The following is a 17,266-nucleotide window of genomic DNA, read 5'->3' as shown; positions in this document are numbered from 1 at the left end:
TTTGGCCGAGCCCTGGCGAACCATGGACGCCGAAACCCTGGAGCGGGAATACAACCCCCGGGTCACCGTTGCCGATCCCATGGCCTGCTTTCGTGCCTATCAGGCGGCTTCCGATGAGGCGCGGTTAACGCTTCAGGTGGAGGCGGATATTCGCTACGGCGACGGTCCGAATCAGGCGCTCGACATCTATCCGGCGGCTGGTGCCGATGCCCCCGTGCATCTGTTTTTCCATGGAGGCTACTGGCGCAGCCAGGACAAGCGCGACTACGCGTTTGTTGCACGACGGCTGGTGGCAAAGGGCGTGACGACGGTGGTCGCCAATTACGATCTCTGTCCCTCGGTCCCGGTGGCGACGATCGAACTGCAGGCGCTGCAATGTCTGGATTTCGTCTGGGATCAGCGCCGTGCTCTGGGCATCGATCCTCGTCGGATCAGTGTTTCCGGCCACTCCGCCGGCGGACAGCTTGCCATGCGCCTGCTCCGCGACCGGCCTGACAGGCTGGCGGCGGTCACGGCCATTTCCGGGGTGTTTGATCTCGAACCGCTGATCGCCACCAGCATCAACCAGGAACTACGGCTGAATGAGGCGACGGCGCGGACCGCCTCCCCCATGCACTGGATAATGCCGGCCAGTGCAGCACCGGCCTGGCTGGTTGTGGGTGGTGATGAGTCCGAAGAGTTTCGCCGTCAGACCCGGGCGTTTGCCGCCCGGATCGGCCCGGTGGTCAGCGACTGTGCTGTCTGGGAAGTTCCCGGCGCGAACCATTTTGACGTCCTCCAAGCTGTGTTCGATCGCGCCGCGTCGGTGTTGCGTCTCACCGGGGGAACCGCGCGCTGATGTCATCCTCGTTGCCATGAGCGTTCCTGATTCCCGCCGTCCCGTAGCCGATGAACACCGCGTTGGCGCCTTGCATGGCCTTGCCCGCTTGTTGCAGGCCGGTATCGATCCGCACAAGGCGCTGTCCATGACGGCTGTCGATGCGCCTCCGGCTGCCGCCCGGCGTGTCCATCGTGCTTCGCGGGCGGTGGCCGCCGGGCAACACCTGGCACTGGCATTGGCAGTGGCTGGGCTGCTGTCTCCTGCCGAGCGCTATCGCGTTGACGCCATGGCGGCGCTGGGCCAACCCGGTCTTGGCTTGAAGGAGGTCGCCGACACGCTGGACGACCGCGTCCAGCGCCTCCGCAGCCTGCGGGCGCGTCTGCTTTTCCCGGCCCTGGTGCTACTGGTGGCCGCCGTTGCATTGCCGCTTCCCGCGCTGGTGACCGGGGTCACCAGCGCCGTGGCTTATGGCTTGCGGGTCTGCGCGGTACTGCTTGGTCTGGTCATCGTGCTTTACCGACTTGGGGACGTACTGAGACTCGGTGTCGCGGCCGATGCCGGTGTGCGACGGCTGCTGGGGGCGCCGCCGGCACCAGTCTTCCGAGAGCGGTTTTTCGGTGCTCTGGGTACCTTGCTTGCAGCGGGCGTCGAACCGCAGATGGCCATTCGAATGAGTGCTGATGGGGTGCCAGAGGGCTTTCGACGGCGCCTGCATCAGGCGGCTGCCGACTGTGGCCGCGGTACCTCTGTGCTTGATGCCCTGAACGGGGCGGGGTGTCTGATCGAGTCGGAGGACAGGGCCTTGTTGGGCACCGGGGAGCAGGCTGGTGCCTTGCCGGATATGCTGATGCACCGTGCCGCCAACCTGCGGGAGCGTCGGCAGGATCGAGAGCAGCTGCTAAGCGACTGGATGCCAAGAATCGTCTACGGCCTGGTGATCTGCCTGCTGTTGATCGGACTGTTCTCCGGGGGAGGCCTGCGTGGCTTGTCGACCCTGGCCGGGTAAGCGTGTCGAGGCGGAGGCGGCATGGCAGCGCTTCCTCGCCCTGAAGCGGACTCAGGCCAATGCGGCGCGGGATTTCGTGGCCTGGCATCGTGGTCGGCCGCGTTTCGGGGTATGGGCGATCGAAGTGGACCATCTCCAGGTCCGCAACAGGCTCCGCCGTGGCCGCGCCGCCCTGGCGCCCTTCCTGTTGAGCGGTTACCGGCGGCAGCCCCATGTCACGTTGTTTGCCTCGGGGTTTCCCTGTGATGAACCGACTCGATCCGGTGACGTCAGTTGGGCAACCGTTTGCGCTCAGGCTGACCGCATCGCCAGAGATGGGCCTGCACCATTCACGCTGCGCATTGGCGGGATCATCAGTCTTGCCGGTGCACCCTGTCTGCAGGTGCAGCCTGAACCGGCCCTGTTCCGACTCCGCGACGTGCTACTCGCCCTGGGCCCGGAAGACCGCACCGTGCCCTATGAGCCGCATTTGACTCTTGGTCTGTATGCCGCTGCTTACGCGCCTCAACGCGTTCGTCGGCAATTGCGTGGCTTGCATTCCAGCGGGTGTGATGCGGAAATACGAGTGAGCGCGGTGTCCTTTCTGACCTTCGACACCGCCACCATCCTGGGGCCGTTACGCCCTGAACTTCGGGTCTCGTTGCCTGATCTCTGAAACGAGTTGTTGCACTGCAACAATTGTTTTGCTATTGTGCAGTGCATCGGAGGCAAAGGGCCTTCGGAAACTCATTCCAGAGGAGTTTTGCCATGAATAACGTGAATCTTGAGCAGTTCAACAAGCAGTTTGAAGCCCTGTTCGTCGCCCCGGCCCGTGCCTACAGCACGCTGGCACTGGATCACGCCGAGCAACTTCTGAACGCCCAGTATGACGCCACCAAGGCTTACGCCGACGCAGGCCTGAGCCACGTGCGCGCCATGCTCGACATCAAGGATCCACAGGGCCTTCGCAGCTATGTCGAAAGCCAGCAGAAGGTCGCCAAGGACCTGGGTGAGCGCCTGAAGGGCGATGCCGAAAAAGTGGTCGCGCTGAATCAGGAGTTCGTGCAGAAGGCGCAGCAGTTGGCCGAAACCAACGCCAAGAACGTGACAAGCATCGCCAAGTAAGTCGCGGCAATGCTCTGCCAGAAGCGCCGGTCATGGACCGGCGCTTTTTTTTCGTCTCCCGGAGGCGACTGTCAGGAACGAAGCGAAGTCGGGGTTGTCGGCCCTGTTGAGTAGAAGATTCAAGAGGAGAAGATCATGCGCGCGACACGCACCACGCTGGTCGCATTCGGCTTGGCCTTGCTGCCGGGCGCGGCCCTGGCTCAGACAGCCATCGACGATGAGGCCCCTGCCGGTGAGATCCAGCCGCAGGAAGAACCGCCACCCGGGCTGGAAGAGTCCACGGCTCCCGCAGGAGGACAGCCCGACGCAGCGCCGGGGCAGTCCAGCCCCCAGGCTCCGGCGGGTCAGCAGACGCCCGGAGGGGCTGCGATTGGCGGGCCCGCGCAGGGTGGGGCAGCACAGCCTGGACAGGCTCCGCAGGGTGAAGCTGCCCCGGATCGGCCGCCTGGTCCTGAGTCAGCTCCGCAGGCGCCGGCATCTCCTGGCCAGCAGGCGGTTCCCGCCCAACCCCGGGAAGCGCCAGTGCAGGGGGGGGCAGGGCCCGGCTCAAGTGGCGAGCCCCGGGGGCTGCGCAGTGGTCAGGATCCCTTCAGCCCGGAGAGTCGCATGCAGACCCCCTCGGAGCGTGAACCGATGCAGCAAGGGGGGCAGCAGGCTCCCCCGCAGCCGGGCATGGGACAACCGGGTGCCGGACAACCTGCCCCGGGTTCAGGTCCGGCGGGTGCTGGCCCTCAGGGTGGGCAGCCTGCCGACGATGCCGGCGCGCCAGCAGTACCGCAGTTCTGACGCTCGATATCTTGTCCATCACAGGAAAGGCCCTGTTCGAGAGAACCGGGCCTTTTTTCGTTGTGATGGTCTATCGATTTGGTCGACTTTGGGCGAAGATCTCAGCCTGCAGCAATGGCAAGAGGCGTTTCCGCCGTTGCAACCGGGGGAACGTGCTGCGGTGGCGTCACGCCGCTGACTCGACGATCCTGTTCAAGCCTGCTCTCCAGCGCGGACAGGGTCGAGCGCAGATGGGCAATATGCCGCTCGAGATCGCTGTTCTCCTTTCGAATGCTGTTAGTCTGCATACGCGCCTCTCGAATCCGTGTCGGAATGCAACTGAATGCGTTTAGTCTACGGTTGCCGGCAGCATAGAAAAGGAATGTTTGAGCCTGTGCTTAAAGCCCTTGGTTATAACGGGATCGGGGTGGTAGTTGCCGCTATTAGTTCAATATGATTATATCTATATAACTAAAAGAACTATTCTTCGTCGCCATCGGCCTACAAGGACCCGGTGTCGGTGGCTCGACGTCATGCCTCGCTGGAGGTTCGCCTTGTCAGAGCACACAGTCACGGACGCTCCTCGTGGGCGTCCCTCGTCATCTTCCGACATGCCAGCGTTTGAAAACCACGCCGGGCAGCAGAAGCGCTACACCACCTGTTACATGTGTGCCTGCCGTTGTGGGATCGAGGTCACCGTCGAGCACAACCAGGTCCGTTTCATCAAGGGCAATCCGAATCATCCCATTAACAAGGGTGTGCTCTGCGCCAAGGGCAACGCCGGCATCATGAAGCAGTTGTCGCCGGCCAAGCTGACCCGTCCGCTGATGCGCAAGCCCGGCACGGAGCGGGGCGCTGGCGAGTTCGTCGAGGTGTCCTGGGAAGAGGCGCTGGACACGCTGACCGAACGGCTGCGCAAGATTCGCGCGACTGACCCGAAAAAGCTCGCCTTTTTTACCGGACGCGATCAGATGCAGGCGCTCACCGGACTCTGGGCGCAGCAGTTCGGCACCATCAACTGGGCTGCGCACGGCGGCTTCTGCTCCGTCAACATGGCAGCGGCGGGTCTCTACACCATCGGCCATTCCTTCTGGGAGTTCGGCGATCCGGACTGGGATCGCGCCAGGTATTTCCTGCTCTGGGGCGTGGCGGAGGATCATGCCTCCAACCCCATCAAGCTCGGTATCGACAAGCTCAAGCAGCGCGGCGGCAAGTTTGTCGCCATCAACCCGGTGCGCACCGGGTATCAGGCCGTGGCGGACGAATGGGTGGCTATCCGCCCCGGTACCGACGCCATGCTGGCGCTGTCCATGTGCCATGTGCTGCTGTCCCGGGACTTGGTGGACTGGGCCTATCTGGGGCGTTACACCAACGCCCCTTTCCTGGTCATTGATCATCCCGGCCACGCTGACGATGGCATGATTGCCCGTGACGAGGGGGGGCATCCACTGGTCTGGGACCGCACTGCCGGCAGCACCGTGGATGGCATGACGCCGGGGGCTGACGCAGCCTTGTTCGGAGAATTCACCCTGCCGGATGGCCGCCGTTGCCGTACCGTGATGATGCACATCGCCGAGAAATATCTGGATGAGCAGTACGCCCCGGCCCGTGCAGCGGAAATTTGCGGCGTCTCCGCCGAGACCATCGAGCGACTGGCCCTGGAAATGGCTCATGTGGCATTCCGGGAGACCATCGAGATCGAGTGCGAGTGGACCGACTGGGCCGGGCGCAAGCATGACCGGTTCATCGGCCGGCCGGTGGCCATGCATGCCATGCGCGGCATTTCCGCCCACTCCAACGGCTTCCAGACCTGTCGTGCCCTGCATTTGCTGCAGGTGCTTCTGGGAACGGTGGACGTGCCCGGCGGGCATCTCGCCAAACCACCGTTTCCGCGGCACACGCCGCCACCCATCAAGCCCGCCCGATCCACAGCGCCGGACACGCCCCTCAGTGCCCCGCCGCTGGGTTTCCCCACGGCGCCGGAAGACCTGGTCATCGACGCCGCCGGCCGGCCGTTACGCATCGACAAGGCCTACTCCTGGGAGGCACCCATCGCCAACCACGGCCTCATGCACATGGTCATCACCAATGCGGTCAATGGCGATCCCTATCCCATCGACACGCTGATCCTGTTCATGGCCAACATGGCCTGGAACTCCACCATGAACACCGGCAGTGTGCAGGACATGCTGCGGGCGAAGCACGACGACGGCGAGTACAAGCTGCCCTTCCTGGTGGTGGTGGATGCCTTCCATTCGGAAACGGTGAATTTCGCGGATCTGGTGCTGCCCGATACCACCTACCTTGAGCGCCACGACGTGATCTCCCTGCTGGATCGGCCCATTTCCGAACCGGATGCCGTCTGTGATGCCATTCGCGCGCCGGTGCTGGAGGTGGATCGTGATGTGCGCCCCTGGCAGGAGGTGCTGGTGGAACTTGCGGGGCGGCTCGGCTTCCCTGCCTTCGTCGACGATCAGGGACAGGCCAAATACAGCGGATACACCGATTTCATCACCCGTTGGGAAAAGGCGCCCGGTATCGGCTTCCTGGGCGGTTTCCGCGGGGAGGATGGCGAAGCGGCCCTGCGCGGTGAGCCCAACCCGGACCAGTGGCAGCGCTACATCGACAACCAGTGTTTCTACAGGCACGAGTTGCCGCCGCACATGCGCTTCTACCGATTCGCCAATCAGGATTATCTGCGCTGGGCCAAGGAGGTGGGTTTCAATCCGGTGGACACGCCCATCGTCATGGAGCTCTACAGCGAGACCCTGCAGCGCTTCCGCCAGGCTGGCCGCGGTCTCTACGACGGCCCTCTGCCGCCGGAGGGTGTCGATCGCCAGCGCCTGGTGGAGTATTTCGATCCGCTGCCCTGCTACTACATGCCCCTGGAAGAGCAGGGCATTGACCGTGGCCGCTATCCCTTCCACGCCGTCAACCAGCGTCCCATGCACATGTATCACTCCTGGGATTCGCAGAATACCTGGCTGCGCCAGATCACCGCCCAGAATCGCCTGTTCATGAACCGGGGGCGGGCCGCAGAGATTGGTATCGAGGACGATGCCTGGGTCTGGGTGGAATCCCACAATGGTCGCATCCGCGTGCAGGTCAGCCTGATGGAGGGTTGCGAACCCAATACCGTGTGGACCTGGAACGCCATCGGCAAGCAGGCCGGAGCCTGGGGGCTCGACCCCAGGGCGCCGGAGGCGACCCGGGGCTTTCTCATGAATCATCTCATCTCGGAACTCTTGCCATCGGCCGCCGACCAGCGCCGCCTGACCAACTCCGATCCGATCACGGGTCAGGCCGCCTGGTATGACCTGCGGGTCAGCATCGCCCCCTGCAGTGCCGAAGAGGCGGGTACCACCTGGCCGAATTTCCCCACCCTGCAGCCCCTGCCGGGGACGAAACCCGCACCGGACCAGCTGCGCTACACCACCCATGAGCCGGTGCGGCTGCATCGCAAGCTACTGGACATACTGATGAGGAAAGCGCCATGAAGCTCGGCCTGGTTATCGACATGGACACCTGCGTCGGCTGCCAGGCCTGCGTGGTGGCCTGCAAGCAGTGGAATACCTCCGGCACCCTGGGCCCGCTCACCGACTATGAGCCCTACGGCGAAAACCCCAACGGTGTGGCTTTCAACCGGGTGCGCTCCTACGAGGTGGATGTCTTTCCCCACAACAAGACCGTGAACATGCCCATGTCCTGCATGCACTGCGAGACGGCGGAGTGCGTCACGGTCTGCCCCACGGGGGCCTCCTACAAGCGGGAGGAAGACGGCATCGTGCTGGTGGACCAGGACAAGTGCATGGGCTGTAACCTCTGCGCCTGGGCCTGCCCCTATGGTGCCCGGGAGCTGGACCAGGCCAGTGGCACCATGAAGAAATGCACTCTCTGCGTGGACCGCATCTACGACGAGGCCCTGCCCGAGGCTGACCGGCAGCCGGCCTGCGTGCTGACCTGCCCGACCCGCGCCCGCCACTTTGGCGATTTCGATGATCCGGAGTCCCATGTCAGCCGCCTGGTGCGGGAGCGGGGTGGGCAGCAGTCGCTGCCGGAGCTTGGCTACAACCCGGTCAACCGCTACCTGCCACCGCGAAACCGCCCCCATGCCCAACGCGAGCAGGGCAGCGCACCGGCGGGTCTTGCCGAGCGCCTCAAGGGCTGGCTCGGCCTCAGCGTGAACCGATAGGACGAACCCGACCATGCATCCTGCCTTTTCCGTCATCTTTTTCACGGTTGCCTCCGGCGCGGGTTTCGGGCTGGTGGTATTGACCATCGCCCTGGAGCTGCTGGGCGGTGTGTCAGGTCTGTCGACGGGGTGGCTGATTGGAGCGCTGATGGTTGGCGTGTTGCTGGCCACCGCTGGTCTGCTGTCTTCGACCCTGCACCTGGCGAATCCCCGGAACGCCTGGCGCGCCTTCTTTCGCTTCCGCAGCTCCTGGCTGTCCCGGGAGGCCGTGTTTTCGGTGCTGTTCTACCCGGTGACCCTGCTCATGCTGCTCGGCCTCTGGACCCAGGGCAGCCTCACTGCCAGCCCCTGGATCACCGTTGTGGCGCTACTGTCGATGCTGTTGGCGCTGGCAACGGTGTTCACCACTGGGATGATCTACGCCAGCTTGCGCACTATCCCCCAGTGGAACAGCGCGCTGGTGCCTGCCAACTACCTGTTGCTGGCCCTGGCCTCCGGCGCCCTGCTGTTGACAGCTGTCGCATCGCTGGTCGGTGGCGCCGTGACGGCCACGGCCCAGGTGGCGTTGTTGCTGGTAGTCATCGCCGGGGCGAGCAAGGCGGTCTACTATCACTGGATTGGCACGCCCCATGGCCCCACCATTAACACGGCCATCGGCATGACCCGGGGCCGGGCCCGACTGCTGGAGGCGGGGCAGAGCAGCCCCAGCTTCCTCGATCATGAATTCGGCTTCGAGCCCAGTGCCCGGGACCTCCTCAAACTGCGCCTGGTGGTCTACATCAGTGGCTTTTTCGTACCGTTCCTGTTGTTGATCACCCTGCTGCGTACCGAGCATCTGTTATTCGCCTGGCTGGCTGTAACGCTACTGCTGGGTGGGTTGTTGGTGGAGCGCTGGCTTTTTTTTGCAGAGGCGCGGCATACGGTGAACCTGTTCTACGGGCGACAGCAGTGCTGAGATGAACCCGCAACGCTTCCTGCCCTTTCTGGAGTGGTTGCCCCTGGTCGGGCCCCGCGCGCTGCGCGCGGATCTCATGGCCGGGCTCACCGGCGCCGTCATCGTGCTGCCCCAGGGTGTGGCCTATGCGCTGATTGCCGGGTTGCCGCCGCAGTACGGGCTCTACGGCGCCATCGTGATCGCAGTTATTGCCGGCCTGTTCGGCTCGTCGCGCCATCTGGTGTCCGGCCCCACGGCGGCGCTCTCCATCGTGGTGTTCAGCGTGGTGTCCGGGGTGGTGTCACCCGACAGCCCCGAATTCATTCCCTACGTCATCACGTTGACCATGCTGGCCGGTGTCATCCAGCTTGGCCTGGGGCTGGCCAGGCTCGGCGGGCTGGTGAACTTCATCTCCCACACGGTGGTGGTCGGATTCACTACGGGCGCTGCAGTCCTGATCGCAAGCAGTCAGCTGCGGCATTTCTTCGGTCTGGATATGCCCGCCGGAGAATCCTTCGCTACCACTGTGTATCTGTTCGTGCAGGGCTTGCCGGAATTCAACGGCTGGGTGGTGCTCATCGGTGTCGTCACGCTAGGGACATCTCTCCTGGTGAGTCGCTTCCGACCCAACTGGCCGTCCATGCTCGTCGCCATGCTGGCGGGTAGTCTGGCGGCGTTCGTGCTGGGTGGCGAGGAGCGCGGCATCAACATGGTAGGTGCCATGCCGGCCTCGTTGCCGCCGCTGACCCTGCCCGTGTTTTCCCTTGAAACGCTGCGATTGCTGGTGCCGGGGGCGCTGGCGGTGGCCATTATCGGCATCATCGAGGCGGTGTCCATCGGCCGCGCCATTTCGGTGAAATCGGGCCAGCGCATTGATGGCAGCCAGGAGTTTGTCGGCCAGGGTCTGGGTAACCTGGTGGGCAGCTTTTTCTCCTGCTACGCCGGGTCAGGTTCTTTCACCCGGTCTGCGGCCAATTATCACGCCGGGGCGCGCACCCCCCTGTCGGTGGTCTTTGCCGCGTCGCTGGTGCTGCTGATCCTTCTGCTCGTTCCAGGGGTCACCGCCCACCTGCCCATGCCCGCCATGGCGGCCATCGTCTTGCTCATTGCCTGGAAACTCGTCGACCTGCGTCAGTGGCGAGCCATCATGGGCGTTAGTCGGCAGGAGGCGCTGATTCTGGTGGTGACCTTTGCGTCCACCCTGATTCTGGCGTTGGAGTTCGCCATCTATCTGGGGGTGTTGCTGTCGCTGATGATCTATCTGCATCGCACGGCGCACCCGCGCATGGTGCCGGTGGCACCGGTGCAGGAGCGCAGCGGTAAGCCCTATCGCAATGCCGCCAAGCGGGGGCTGGTGGAGTGCCCGCAGCTCAAGGTCCTGCGTCTGGATGGCTCGATATTCTTCGGCGCGGTGGATCATGTGCAGTCAGTGCTGGAGGGCTTGTCGCGCAGCGGTTATCGCCATGTGCTGCTGTTCGGGCCAAGCGTGAACTTCATCGATGTGGCGGGGGCGGAGCTCCTGGCCCACGAAGCCAGGCGCTTCCGGGCGCTGGGTGGGGGCCTGTACTTTGCCAGCTTCAAGGACCCGGCCATCGAGTTGCTGAAGAAGCCCGTGTACCTACGTGACATCGGTGAGAACAGCTTTTTCCACACGCCAGCCGAGGCCGTCGCCACCATTTTCCCGACCCTGGATCGCCCCACCTGTGTGCGCTGTACGGCACGCATCTTCCACGAGTGCGAGCGTGTTCCACGCCCGGGTGAATGAGTTCAGGACGCTTCAGGCGATGCTGCGCACCTGGCCACATGCCAGATTCGCCGGCACAGCGATGTCCATCTGTTTCGGGTTGGGCAGGTTGAGATTGTTCATGATCTCGATGTACGCGTCCCGCGACTTGTTCGCCAGGCGGGGATTGTGCAACCGTTCCTCGCGGATGGAAGACACCGTCCAGCCCTTGTAGTCGTGGGCAGGGTAGACCAGGGTGTCGTCCCCCAGGGTGAACAGCCGCTGGGTGATGGAGTCGTAGGACTTGCCGGGGTCGCCGCCCTGGAAATCCGTGCGGCCAGTGCCGCGAATCAGCAGAACATCGCCGGTGAATACCGCCCGCGGCGTATCGGGAGCTTCCAGATAGAAACTGAATGATTCATCGGTGTGTCCCGGCGTATACAGGGCCTTGAGCTTCACGCCGTCTATGGACAGGGTCTCCTCATCGCGCACATGGCGGGACACGCACTCTGCCTGGGTGTACTCCCCCATGATGGTGACGCAGCCGGTCTCGTCGCGCAGGCCACCGAGGGCCGTGATGTGGTCGGCGTGGGTGTGGGTGTCGATAGCGGTGACCAGTTGCAGGTCAAGTTCGCGAATGGCGCGCAGGTACTGGTCCAGCTGCGACTTCACCGGATCGATGATCAGGGCCTCACGGCCCGGCGCTGATGCGAGGATATAGGTGTAGGTGGAGCTTTCGGCGTCGAACAGCTGACGAAACAACATGGCAGCCTCCTGCTCTGGTTTGCTTGCAGTTCAATGACGCAACACGGCCGCAAACGTGGAGTCTGGCTGACGGCCTTCATTTGACCTGCCTGGGTCGGCGATATATATCTTATGTGAATAAATATAGAGCAGATTCGAATATAAAAATCAAACAGACTGACCCACGATGGGCGGCGTACGAGTCGCCTGCGCGGGCGCAAGGACTCTGCAACCAGTCGACCCCTAGAGGAGAGCAATAATGGTCAGGCCTGGGAAATCCCTACTCGCCGCATCTGCGGCAGCACTACTCCTGTTGACGGCATCCCATGTGCATGCCGAAGACGGCATCAGTTACAACCATGCGGCCCTGTTGGCGTCGAGCTGTTTTGCCTGCCATGGCACCGACGGCCGGATGGATGAGGGCATCACGCCCATCGCCGGACGCTCCTACGATAGTCTGCGCGCTGTTTTGATGGCGTTTCGAGATGACAACGTGCCCAACACGACGGTGATGAATCGCATCACGGCGGGCTACACAGATGAAGAACTCGAAGCGATCGCATTGTATTTCTCGGGCCTGTCGGCCGAGAGCGGCGGTAGCCGGTAATCCAGGGGGGCGAACAATGAATTCGGTGAAAATGAATCGCAGAAAGCTGTTGCAGATGATGGGTGCCGGCGGCGCACTGGCCGCCATCGGGCCCTTCGGCAGCAGTAAGGCATCCGGGCATATCGGGCGCGTGGTCGTCGTCGGCGGCGGCTTTGGTGGCGCAACCACGGCGAAGTACCTGAAGCGGATGGCGCCTGGTCTGCAGGTCACTCTGGTGGAGCCGGCACGGGAGTTCTACACCTGTCCGTTCAGCAATCTGTACCTGGGCGGTATGCGGGAGATGCAGCACATTGCTCACGGCTACGACGAGCTGCGCAACCGTTTCGGGGTTCGCGTGATTCACGAAATGGCGGAGGACGTGGATACCGACGGCAAGACGGTGCGCTTGGCCAACGGTGATTCGCTGCCCTACGACAAGCTGGTTCTCTCCCCCGGCATCGATATCGACTATGAAGCCCTGGAGGGCTACGACGAGGCTGTGGCCGAGGATATCCCCCATGCCTGGAAGGCTGGCGAACAGACCCGCACCCTGCGTCGCCAGCTTGAGGCCATGGACGATGGCGGAACCTTCATCCTCACTGCGCCGGCGAATCCTTTCCGCTGCCCGCCGGGGCCCTATGAGCGTGTGTCTCAGATCGCCCACTACTTCAGCCGTCACAAGCCGCGCTCGAAGATCCTGCTGCTGGACGCCAAGGATGGGTTCTCCAAGCAGGGCCTGTTCATGGATGGCTGGTCCGAGCTCTACGGCGACATGATCGAGTGGGTCAGTCAGTCCGATGATGGCCGTATCATTCGTGTCGATGGGAATGAGCGGGCCGTCGAGTCGGAGTTCGGCGAGATCCACCGGGCCGACGTACTCAACGTGGTGGCGCCGCAGAAGGCCGGGTTCATTGCCGATCGGGCAGGTGTCACCGACGGGTCGGGCTGGGTGCCGGTCAAGCCGGAGACCTTCGAATCGCGGCAGGTGGACGACGTCTATGTGGTGGGTGATGCCACCATCGCGGCACCCATGCCCAAGTCCGGCTTCTGCGCCAATTCCCAGGGCCGGGTGGTGGCCGCTGCCATCGCCGCGTCCTTGCACGGTCATGACCCGGTGCCGCCGAGCTGGACCAACACCTGCTACAGCGTGCTGGCGCCGGAGTATGCGATCTCCGTTGCCGGGGTCTACCGCCTGATCGACGGCGAGATCGCCGAGGTGGAAGGCTCGGGTGGCTTGAGCCCGCGGGATGCGGATGCCGACTTCCGCCGCCGCGAGGTGGAATACGCCGTGCGCTGGTACAACGCCATCGCCATGGATGCGTGGGGCACCACCGGTATGCCTCGCGAAGTCATCAGCTGAGCAATGTCGCCGGACGCCATCCCGGCGTCCGGCGACTCTGGTTTCCCGAGCACTGGAGACGGCTAGGAATGTCCAACACCGTGTTGGTCGCCTGGGGCGGCTTTGTCATCGGTCTGCTGTTCGGCGGCTTCGGTCAGCGTACCGGCTTTTGCCTGATGCGCGGGCTGAAGCATGCCTGGGTGGACGGCGATGGCCGCATGCTGCGCTCCTTTGCCTTTGCCATGGCCGTCGCCATCCTTGCCTCTCACGCGCTGGAGGCTCTGGGCTACATAAGCCTGCGTGACTCCATTTACATGCAGCGCACCTTCTCCTGGCCGCTCTACCTGCTGGGCGGCGCCCTGTTCGGCTACGGTATGGTGCTCTGCAATGGTTGCGGCGCCCGGGCGCTGGTCCTGCTCGGCAGTGGTAATCTGCGCTCGCTGCTGGTGTTGTTCTGCATCGGCATCGCCGGGCACATGACCCTGACCGGGGTGTTGGCCAACCTGCGCGTCACACTGAGTGGAATGACTTCAACGACCCTGCCGATGCCGCGGGCTTCACTGGTGGGCGTGGTTGAAAGCGTGGGCCTGGGAGGAAGTCTGGCGCTGTGGATACCGGCCTTGCTGGTGAGCATCGCCCTGCTGGTCTTCTGTTTTTCCCATGAGGCCTTTCGGCGCTCGTCGAGGCACCTGATCGGAGGTGCCGTTGTGGGTAGCCTGGTTGCCGCTGGCTGGTTTGTCACCGGCCATCTGGGCTATGACGATTTCGATCCGGTCAGCCTGGTGTCCCTGACCTTTATCGCTCCCATCGGCGACACCATCCAGTATCTGATGCTCAGCACCGGCCTGAGCCTGCGCTTCGGTGTCACCGTGGTGGCGGGGATCGTGCTTGGCGCGCTGGCCATGGCGTTATTGACCCGCAGTTTCGAGTTGCAGGGTTTTCCGACGCCCCAGCGTATGGTCCGATATATCACCGGCGGTTTCATGATGGGCATTGGCGGGGCCCTGGCCCTGGGTTGCTCCATCGGTCAGGGTCTGACCGGTATGTCTACCCTGGCCATCGGCTCCATGGTGGCGCTGAGCGGTATACTCCTCGGCGCGTGGATTGCCCTGAAGAGCCCCCTGCGGGCGCCGGCTCTGTAGGTAGATGGCGTAGGCGAATTCGGGTCCGTGCAACATTGCGTCAGGTGTGCGGTCTATGCAGCCAACAGCGTGGATCATCCGACGCGGGAGGTTTATTCAATGCGTGAAACCAACAGTCTTTCCCTGGCCGTGAGCCGCCGCAAGATCCTGTCCCTGGCCGGCATGGGGCTGGCCGGACTTGCTTTGGCGGCCTGGAGCCCGATGAGTCTTGCGCAGTCAGCGCCCTGGACCCGGCACGACGCCATCACGAACCTGCTGGACGGGCGTGAGCCGGAGACCTCCGGCGTCACGCTGGAACTGCCCAGCGTCTCGGAGGATGGCAGCAGTATTCCGCTCACCGTCAGTGTCGACAGCCCCATGTCCGACGATGACTATGTAGAGAGCGTGTATCTGTTCGCGCCGGACAATCCCAATCCGCAGATCGCCGCTTTCCACTTCACGCCGCAAAGCGGCCGGGCCCGGGTCAGCACCCGGATTCGCCTCAACGAGTCCCAACGGGTGTTCGCCGTCGCCAAGCTGAGCAACGGCGATATGCGCATCGCCCATCAGGAAGCGCGGGTCACGGTCAGTGGTTGCCTCATGGATGACAGCACCTACGACAGCAGTGGCCTGATGCAGGCCCGTGTCCGGGTGCCCGGGTCCGTGCGCTCCGGTGAGGCGGCGGAGGTGCTCACCATGATCAACCATCCCATGGAAACAGGGTTCCGTGAGGGCTCGGATGGCGAGACTCTTCCCCGTCACATCGTCCAGTCCTTCGTCATGGAGATGGATGGTGAAACCGTCTTTCGCGTGGAGTTGCATCCCTCGCTGTCAGCCAATCCCTACCTGCGCTTCCATGTGAAGCCGCGCAGTTCCGGCACGGTCACCATGACCTGGGAAGACGACCAGGGCGAAACCACCCGGGAAGAGGCTTCGATCAACGTCAGCTGATGCGGACGGTGTCCGGCAACAGCTCGGCGGGCCGCGGCTTGTGATCGCGGCCCGCAGCACTTACCGTAATCGGCCTCAACCCATTGCCCGGGGGCCTTGATGGCCTGGCTGATCCTTCTTACTGTCATCGGCTTCCTGCTGCTGGTGCTTACCGCGATGCACCGCAGCCGGCGCGGCGACGGCATCGATGCGCTGCGAGACGACCTGCGCCGCAGGCTGGAACTGGAATACGGAATCCGCAAGCAGGCCCGTGCCATTCGCATGAGCCGGGCCGAGTATGTGGACGTTGAAACCGACCGACTGATCCGGTCCGTGGAACAGCAGATACGTACCCTCGCGCTGGCCACGGGCGTTATTGCCGCCATTGCGCTGCCGCTGCTGCTCACCGTGCTTGCCTTGCAACTGGGCAGCACCCAGTCACCATTGTGGGGGCTCGCCATGGTCAGTCCGTTGGGACTGGCCCTGGCCTTCATGCTCTACACCTTTGTGGCCAGGGACGCGGGCATGAGGGCAGGCCGGCTGGAAGCGCAGATCCGGCGGCGGCTTGGTCGCGATTGATTCACGTCGGGACTCGTGTCTGCCAGTTGTCCACCGCAGCTGCAACGGCCTGCTGGTCGACAGTCAGGAATTGACGCTTTTCCAGCAGACGGCGTCCTGCGATCCAGACGTCAGTGACTTGATTGGCGCCCGTGGCATAGACCAGTTGCGAAACGATATCGAAGTGCGGATGAGCAGCGATGCCGCCGACGTCCACGGCGATGATATCTGCCCATTTCCCCGCCTCCAGGCTGCCAATGTCATCCGCCAGACCCAGGGCTCTCGCCCCATTGATGGTTGCCATCCTCAAGGCGGCGGAAGCGGGCAGCGCGGTTGGATCGTTGCCCACGGCCTTGGCCAGCAGGGCGGCCATGCGCATCTCGCCAAACAGGTCCAGATTGTTGTTGGAGGCCGCGCCGTCGGTGCCCAGCGCCACGTTGACGCCGAGCCTGAGTAACTCGGCCACGGCTGCCAGCCCGTTGCCGAGCTTGAGATTGGAACGCGGGCAATGAACCACGTGGGCGCCGGCCTCCGCCAGCAGCCTGCGATCGGCGAGCTCCAGATGAATCGCGTGAACAGCGATCAGCCGCGGCCCGACCAGCCCCTGACGGTGCATGCGCTGCAGCGGGCTCACACCATGCAGACCCATGTAGTCCGCCACCTCTTCCCCGGTCTCGTGCACGTGCATGTGCAGGCGCAGGTCATAGTCCCGCGACAGCCGGCCCAGGGTTCGCATTAACGCCCCGCTCAGAGATCTCGGCGAATGGGGCGCCAGGGTGGTACCCACCAGCGGATGCCGTCGCCAGCGATCGTGGATGCGCAGCCCGCCCTCAAGACTATCCTCGGGCTCCAGGTGCAGGGCCCGTTGACCGGGGAGCACCCGGAGGCCCACCCGGCAGCGCAGGCCGACCTCCGCGGCCACCGTGGCGGTGGCGTCCGGGTAGTAGTACATGTCATTGAAGCAGGTGATGCCGTTGCGCAGCATTTCGGCACAGGCCAGGCGTGCACCATCGGCGACGAAACGCTCACTCACATGCCGCTGTTCGGCGGGCCATATCCGTTGCTCCAGCCACTTCTGCAGAGCCAGATCGTCCGCCAGCCCGCGAAACAGTGACATGGCTGCGTGGGTGTGGCAGTTGACCAGGCCTGGCATCAACACGTGGGCATGAAGCTGTTCGACGGTGCCGTCGGGGTAACGTTGTGACACCTGCAGGCTGGGCAGAACGTCCCGTATACGCCCGCCCTCGACGATCACCGCGTGATCGGGGAGTGCTCCAGTGTCCGGCACCATGGGCAGGACCCACCGCCCGTGGAGTATCTGCCTTTGTCCATCCAACGCTGTTTGCTCCGGCTATCGGGCCTGTCTTCAGCATAGCGGCTGGCGCGGCGTCACCACCGTCGGTTAACGTGGCGCCCATGGTGTCTCTGTGTTCGTGGAGGAGTT

At 63.7% G+C, this 17,266-nt stretch carries 17 protein-coding genes; 14 read left to right on the top strand and 3 right to left on the bottom strand.

What is annotated here, in order from left to right; all coding sequences use genetic code 11:
• Nucleotide 1: 1 nt before the first annotated feature.
• From J2T57_RS12075 to J2T57_RS12055, 5 genes are all read left to right on the top strand, one after another.
• Nucleotides 2-838, top strand: coding sequence for an alpha/beta hydrolase (locus tag J2T57_RS12075; RefSeq protein WP_253478517.1), 837 nt, complete (start codon nucleotides 2-4; stop codon nucleotides 836-838).
• Between the two features lie 16 nt (nucleotides 839-854).
• Entirely contained in the window at nucleotides 855-1,826 is a 972-nt protein-coding gene (locus tag J2T57_RS12070; RefSeq protein ID WP_253478514.1) for a type II secretion system F family protein, read from the top strand.
• The gene (locus J2T57_RS12065) at nucleotides 1,801-2,481 is read left to right on the top strand and encodes a 2'-5' RNA ligase family protein (protein ID WP_253478512.1); all 681 of its coding nucleotides are present in this window, start codon (nucleotides 1,801-1,803) and stop codon (nucleotides 2,479-2,481) included. Before J2T57_RS12070 ends, J2T57_RS12065 begins: the two co-directional genes overlap by 26 nt.
• Nucleotides 2,482-2,573: 92 nt before the next feature.
• A complete protein-coding gene (locus J2T57_RS12060; RefSeq protein ID WP_253478509.1) occupies nucleotides 2,574-2,930 on the top strand; it encodes a phasin family protein in 357 nt (118 codons plus the stop codon).
• A 135-nt stretch (nucleotides 2,931-3,065) separates the two neighbouring features.
• Nucleotides 3,066-3,716 carry a hypothetical protein gene (locus J2T57_RS12055; protein ID WP_253478507.1) on the top strand — a complete coding sequence of 217 codons (651 nt, stop codon included), beginning with the start codon at nucleotides 3,066-3,068 and terminating at the stop codon, nucleotides 3,714-3,716.
• A 101-nt stretch (nucleotides 3,717-3,817) separates the two neighbouring features.
• On the opposite strand, the gene J2T57_RS12050 is transcribed toward J2T57_RS12055, so the two are convergent.
• On the bottom strand, nucleotides 3,818-4,003 hold the full coding sequence (locus tag J2T57_RS12050; RefSeq protein ID WP_253478504.1) for a kinetochore protein SPC24: 186 nt from the start codon (nucleotides 4,001-4,003) through the stop codon (nucleotides 3,818-3,820).
• Between the two features lie 303 nt (nucleotides 4,004-4,306).
• Here J2T57_RS12050 and J2T57_RS12045 point away from each other — a divergent pair, with 303 nt between their 5' ends.
• From J2T57_RS12045 to J2T57_RS12025, 4 genes are read left to right on the top strand one after another with little or no spacing between them, the layout of a single operon-like run.
• Entirely contained in the window at nucleotides 4,307-7,192 is a 2,886-nt protein-coding gene (locus tag J2T57_RS12045; RefSeq protein ID WP_253478501.1) for a molybdopterin oxidoreductase family protein, read from the top strand.
• Nucleotides 7,189-7,887 carry a 4Fe-4S dicluster domain-containing protein gene (locus J2T57_RS12035; RefSeq protein WP_436262696.1) on the top strand — a complete coding sequence of 233 codons (699 nt, stop codon included), beginning with the start codon at nucleotides 7,189-7,191 and terminating at the stop codon, nucleotides 7,885-7,887. Before J2T57_RS12045 ends, J2T57_RS12035 begins: the two co-directional genes overlap by 4 nt.
• Nucleotides 7,888-7,900: 13 nt before the next feature.
• A complete protein-coding gene (locus J2T57_RS12030) occupies nucleotides 7,901-8,842 on the top strand; it encodes a dimethyl sulfoxide reductase anchor subunit family protein (protein WP_253478498.1) in 942 nt (313 codons plus the stop codon).
• Nucleotide 8,843: 1 nt separating this feature from the next.
• Nucleotides 8,844-10,586 (top strand): SulP family inorganic anion transporter, encoded by a 1,743-nt coding sequence (locus J2T57_RS12025; protein WP_253478495.1) that lies wholly within the window; start codon nucleotides 8,844-8,846, stop codon nucleotides 10,584-10,586.
• A 12-nt stretch (nucleotides 10,587-10,598) separates the two neighbouring features.
• Here J2T57_RS12025 and J2T57_RS12020 read toward each other — a convergent pair whose 3' ends face one another.
• Nucleotides 10,599-11,309: an MBL fold metallo-hydrolase gene (locus tag J2T57_RS12020; RefSeq protein ID WP_253478493.1), complete on the bottom strand. Its 711-nt coding sequence runs from the start codon at nucleotides 11,307-11,309 to the stop codon at nucleotides 10,599-10,601.
• A 238-nt stretch (nucleotides 11,310-11,547) separates the two neighbouring features.
• Between J2T57_RS12020 and J2T57_RS12015 the strand changes: the two genes are divergently transcribed.
• The 5 genes from J2T57_RS12015 to J2T57_RS11995 all read left to right on the top strand — a co-directional run bounded on the left by J2T57_RS12015 (nucleotide 11,548) and on the right by J2T57_RS11995 (nucleotide 15,843).
• Complete coding sequence (locus J2T57_RS12015) at nucleotides 11,548-11,895, top strand: c-type cytochrome (protein ID WP_253478490.1); 348 nt, start codon at nucleotides 11,548-11,550, stop codon at nucleotides 11,893-11,895.
• A gap of 16 nt (nucleotides 11,896-11,911) precedes the next feature.
• Entirely contained in the window at nucleotides 11,912-13,234 is a 1,323-nt protein-coding gene (locus J2T57_RS12010) for an NAD(P)/FAD-dependent oxidoreductase (RefSeq protein WP_301289345.1), read from the top strand.
• Nucleotides 13,235-13,302: 68 nt separating this feature from the next.
• The gene (locus J2T57_RS12005; protein WP_253478487.1) at nucleotides 13,303-14,355 is read left to right on the top strand and encodes a YeeE/YedE family protein; all 1,053 of its coding nucleotides are present in this window, start codon (nucleotides 13,303-13,305) and stop codon (nucleotides 14,353-14,355) included.
• A 99-nt stretch (nucleotides 14,356-14,454) separates the two neighbouring features.
• Entirely contained in the window at nucleotides 14,455-15,285 is an 831-nt protein-coding gene (gene soxZ, locus J2T57_RS12000; RefSeq protein WP_253478485.1) for a thiosulfate oxidation carrier complex protein SoxZ, read from the top strand.
• Nucleotides 15,286-15,384: 99 nt separating this feature from the next.
• Nucleotides 15,385-15,843: a hypothetical protein gene (locus J2T57_RS11995; protein ID WP_253478482.1), complete on the top strand. Its 459-nt coding sequence runs from the start codon at nucleotides 15,385-15,387 to the stop codon at nucleotides 15,841-15,843.
• Between the two features lies 1 nt (nucleotide 15,844).
• Here the strand turns inward: J2T57_RS11995 and J2T57_RS11990 are convergent, their stop codons facing one another.
• Nucleotides 15,845-17,158, bottom strand: coding sequence for a TRZ/ATZ family hydrolase (locus J2T57_RS11990; RefSeq protein WP_253478479.1), 1,314 nt, complete (start codon nucleotides 17,156-17,158; stop codon nucleotides 15,845-15,847).
• Between the last annotated feature and the right edge of the window lie 108 nt (nucleotides 17,159-17,266).

Origin of the sequence: Natronocella acetinitrilica, from assembly GCF_024170285.1 — a bacterium.
Classification (GTDB): Bacteria; Pseudomonadota; Gammaproteobacteria; order Nitrococcales; family Aquisalimonadaceae; genus Natronocella; species Natronocella acetinitrilica.
This window is presented reverse-complemented; position numbering and strand designations above follow the sequence as displayed.

Bases quoted from the DNA above. Each gene is read 5' to 3' on its own strand.
- J2T57_RS12070 (WP_253478514.1), top strand. From the start codon at position 855: ATGAGCGTTCCTGATTCCCGCCGTCCCGTAGCCGATGAACACCGCGTT.
- J2T57_RS12060 (WP_253478509.1), top strand. From the start codon at position 2,574: ATGAATAACGTGAATCTTGAGCAGTTCAACAAGCAGTTTGAAGCCCTG.
- J2T57_RS12055 (WP_253478507.1), top strand. From the start codon at position 3,066: ATGCGCGCGACACGCACCACGCTGGTCGCATTCGGCTTGGCCTTGCTG.
- J2T57_RS12050 (WP_253478504.1), bottom strand. From the start codon at position 4,003: ATGCAGACTAACAGCATTCGAAAGGAGAACAGCGATCTCGAGCGGCAT.
- J2T57_RS12045 (WP_253478501.1), top strand. From the start codon at position 4,307: ATGCCAGCGTTTGAAAACCACGCCGGGCAGCAGAAGCGCTACACCACC.
- J2T57_RS12035 (WP_436262696.1), top strand. From the start codon at position 7,189: ATGAAGCTCGGCCTGGTTATCGACATGGACACCTGCGTCGGCTGCCAG.
- J2T57_RS12030 (WP_253478498.1), top strand. From the start codon at position 7,901: ATGCATCCTGCCTTTTCCGTCATCTTTTTCACGGTTGCCTCCGGCGCG.
- J2T57_RS12025 (WP_253478495.1), top strand. From the start codon at position 8,844: ATGAACCCGCAACGCTTCCTGCCCTTTCTGGAGTGGTTGCCCCTGGTC.
- J2T57_RS12020 (WP_253478493.1), bottom strand. From the start codon at position 11,309: ATGTTGTTTCGTCAGCTGTTCGACGCCGAAAGCTCCACCTACACCTAT.
- J2T57_RS12015 (WP_253478490.1), top strand. From the start codon at position 11,548: ATGGTCAGGCCTGGGAAATCCCTACTCGCCGCATCTGCGGCAGCACTA.
- J2T57_RS12010 (WP_301289345.1), top strand. From the start codon at position 11,912: ATGAATTCGGTGAAAATGAATCGCAGAAAGCTGTTGCAGATGATGGGT.
- J2T57_RS12005 (WP_253478487.1), top strand. From the start codon at position 13,303: ATGTCCAACACCGTGTTGGTCGCCTGGGGCGGCTTTGTCATCGGTCTG.
- soxZ (WP_253478485.1), top strand. From the start codon at position 14,455: ATGCGTGAAACCAACAGTCTTTCCCTGGCCGTGAGCCGCCGCAAGATC.
- J2T57_RS11995 (WP_253478482.1), top strand. From the start codon at position 15,385: ATGGCCTGGCTGATCCTTCTTACTGTCATCGGCTTCCTGCTGCTGGTG.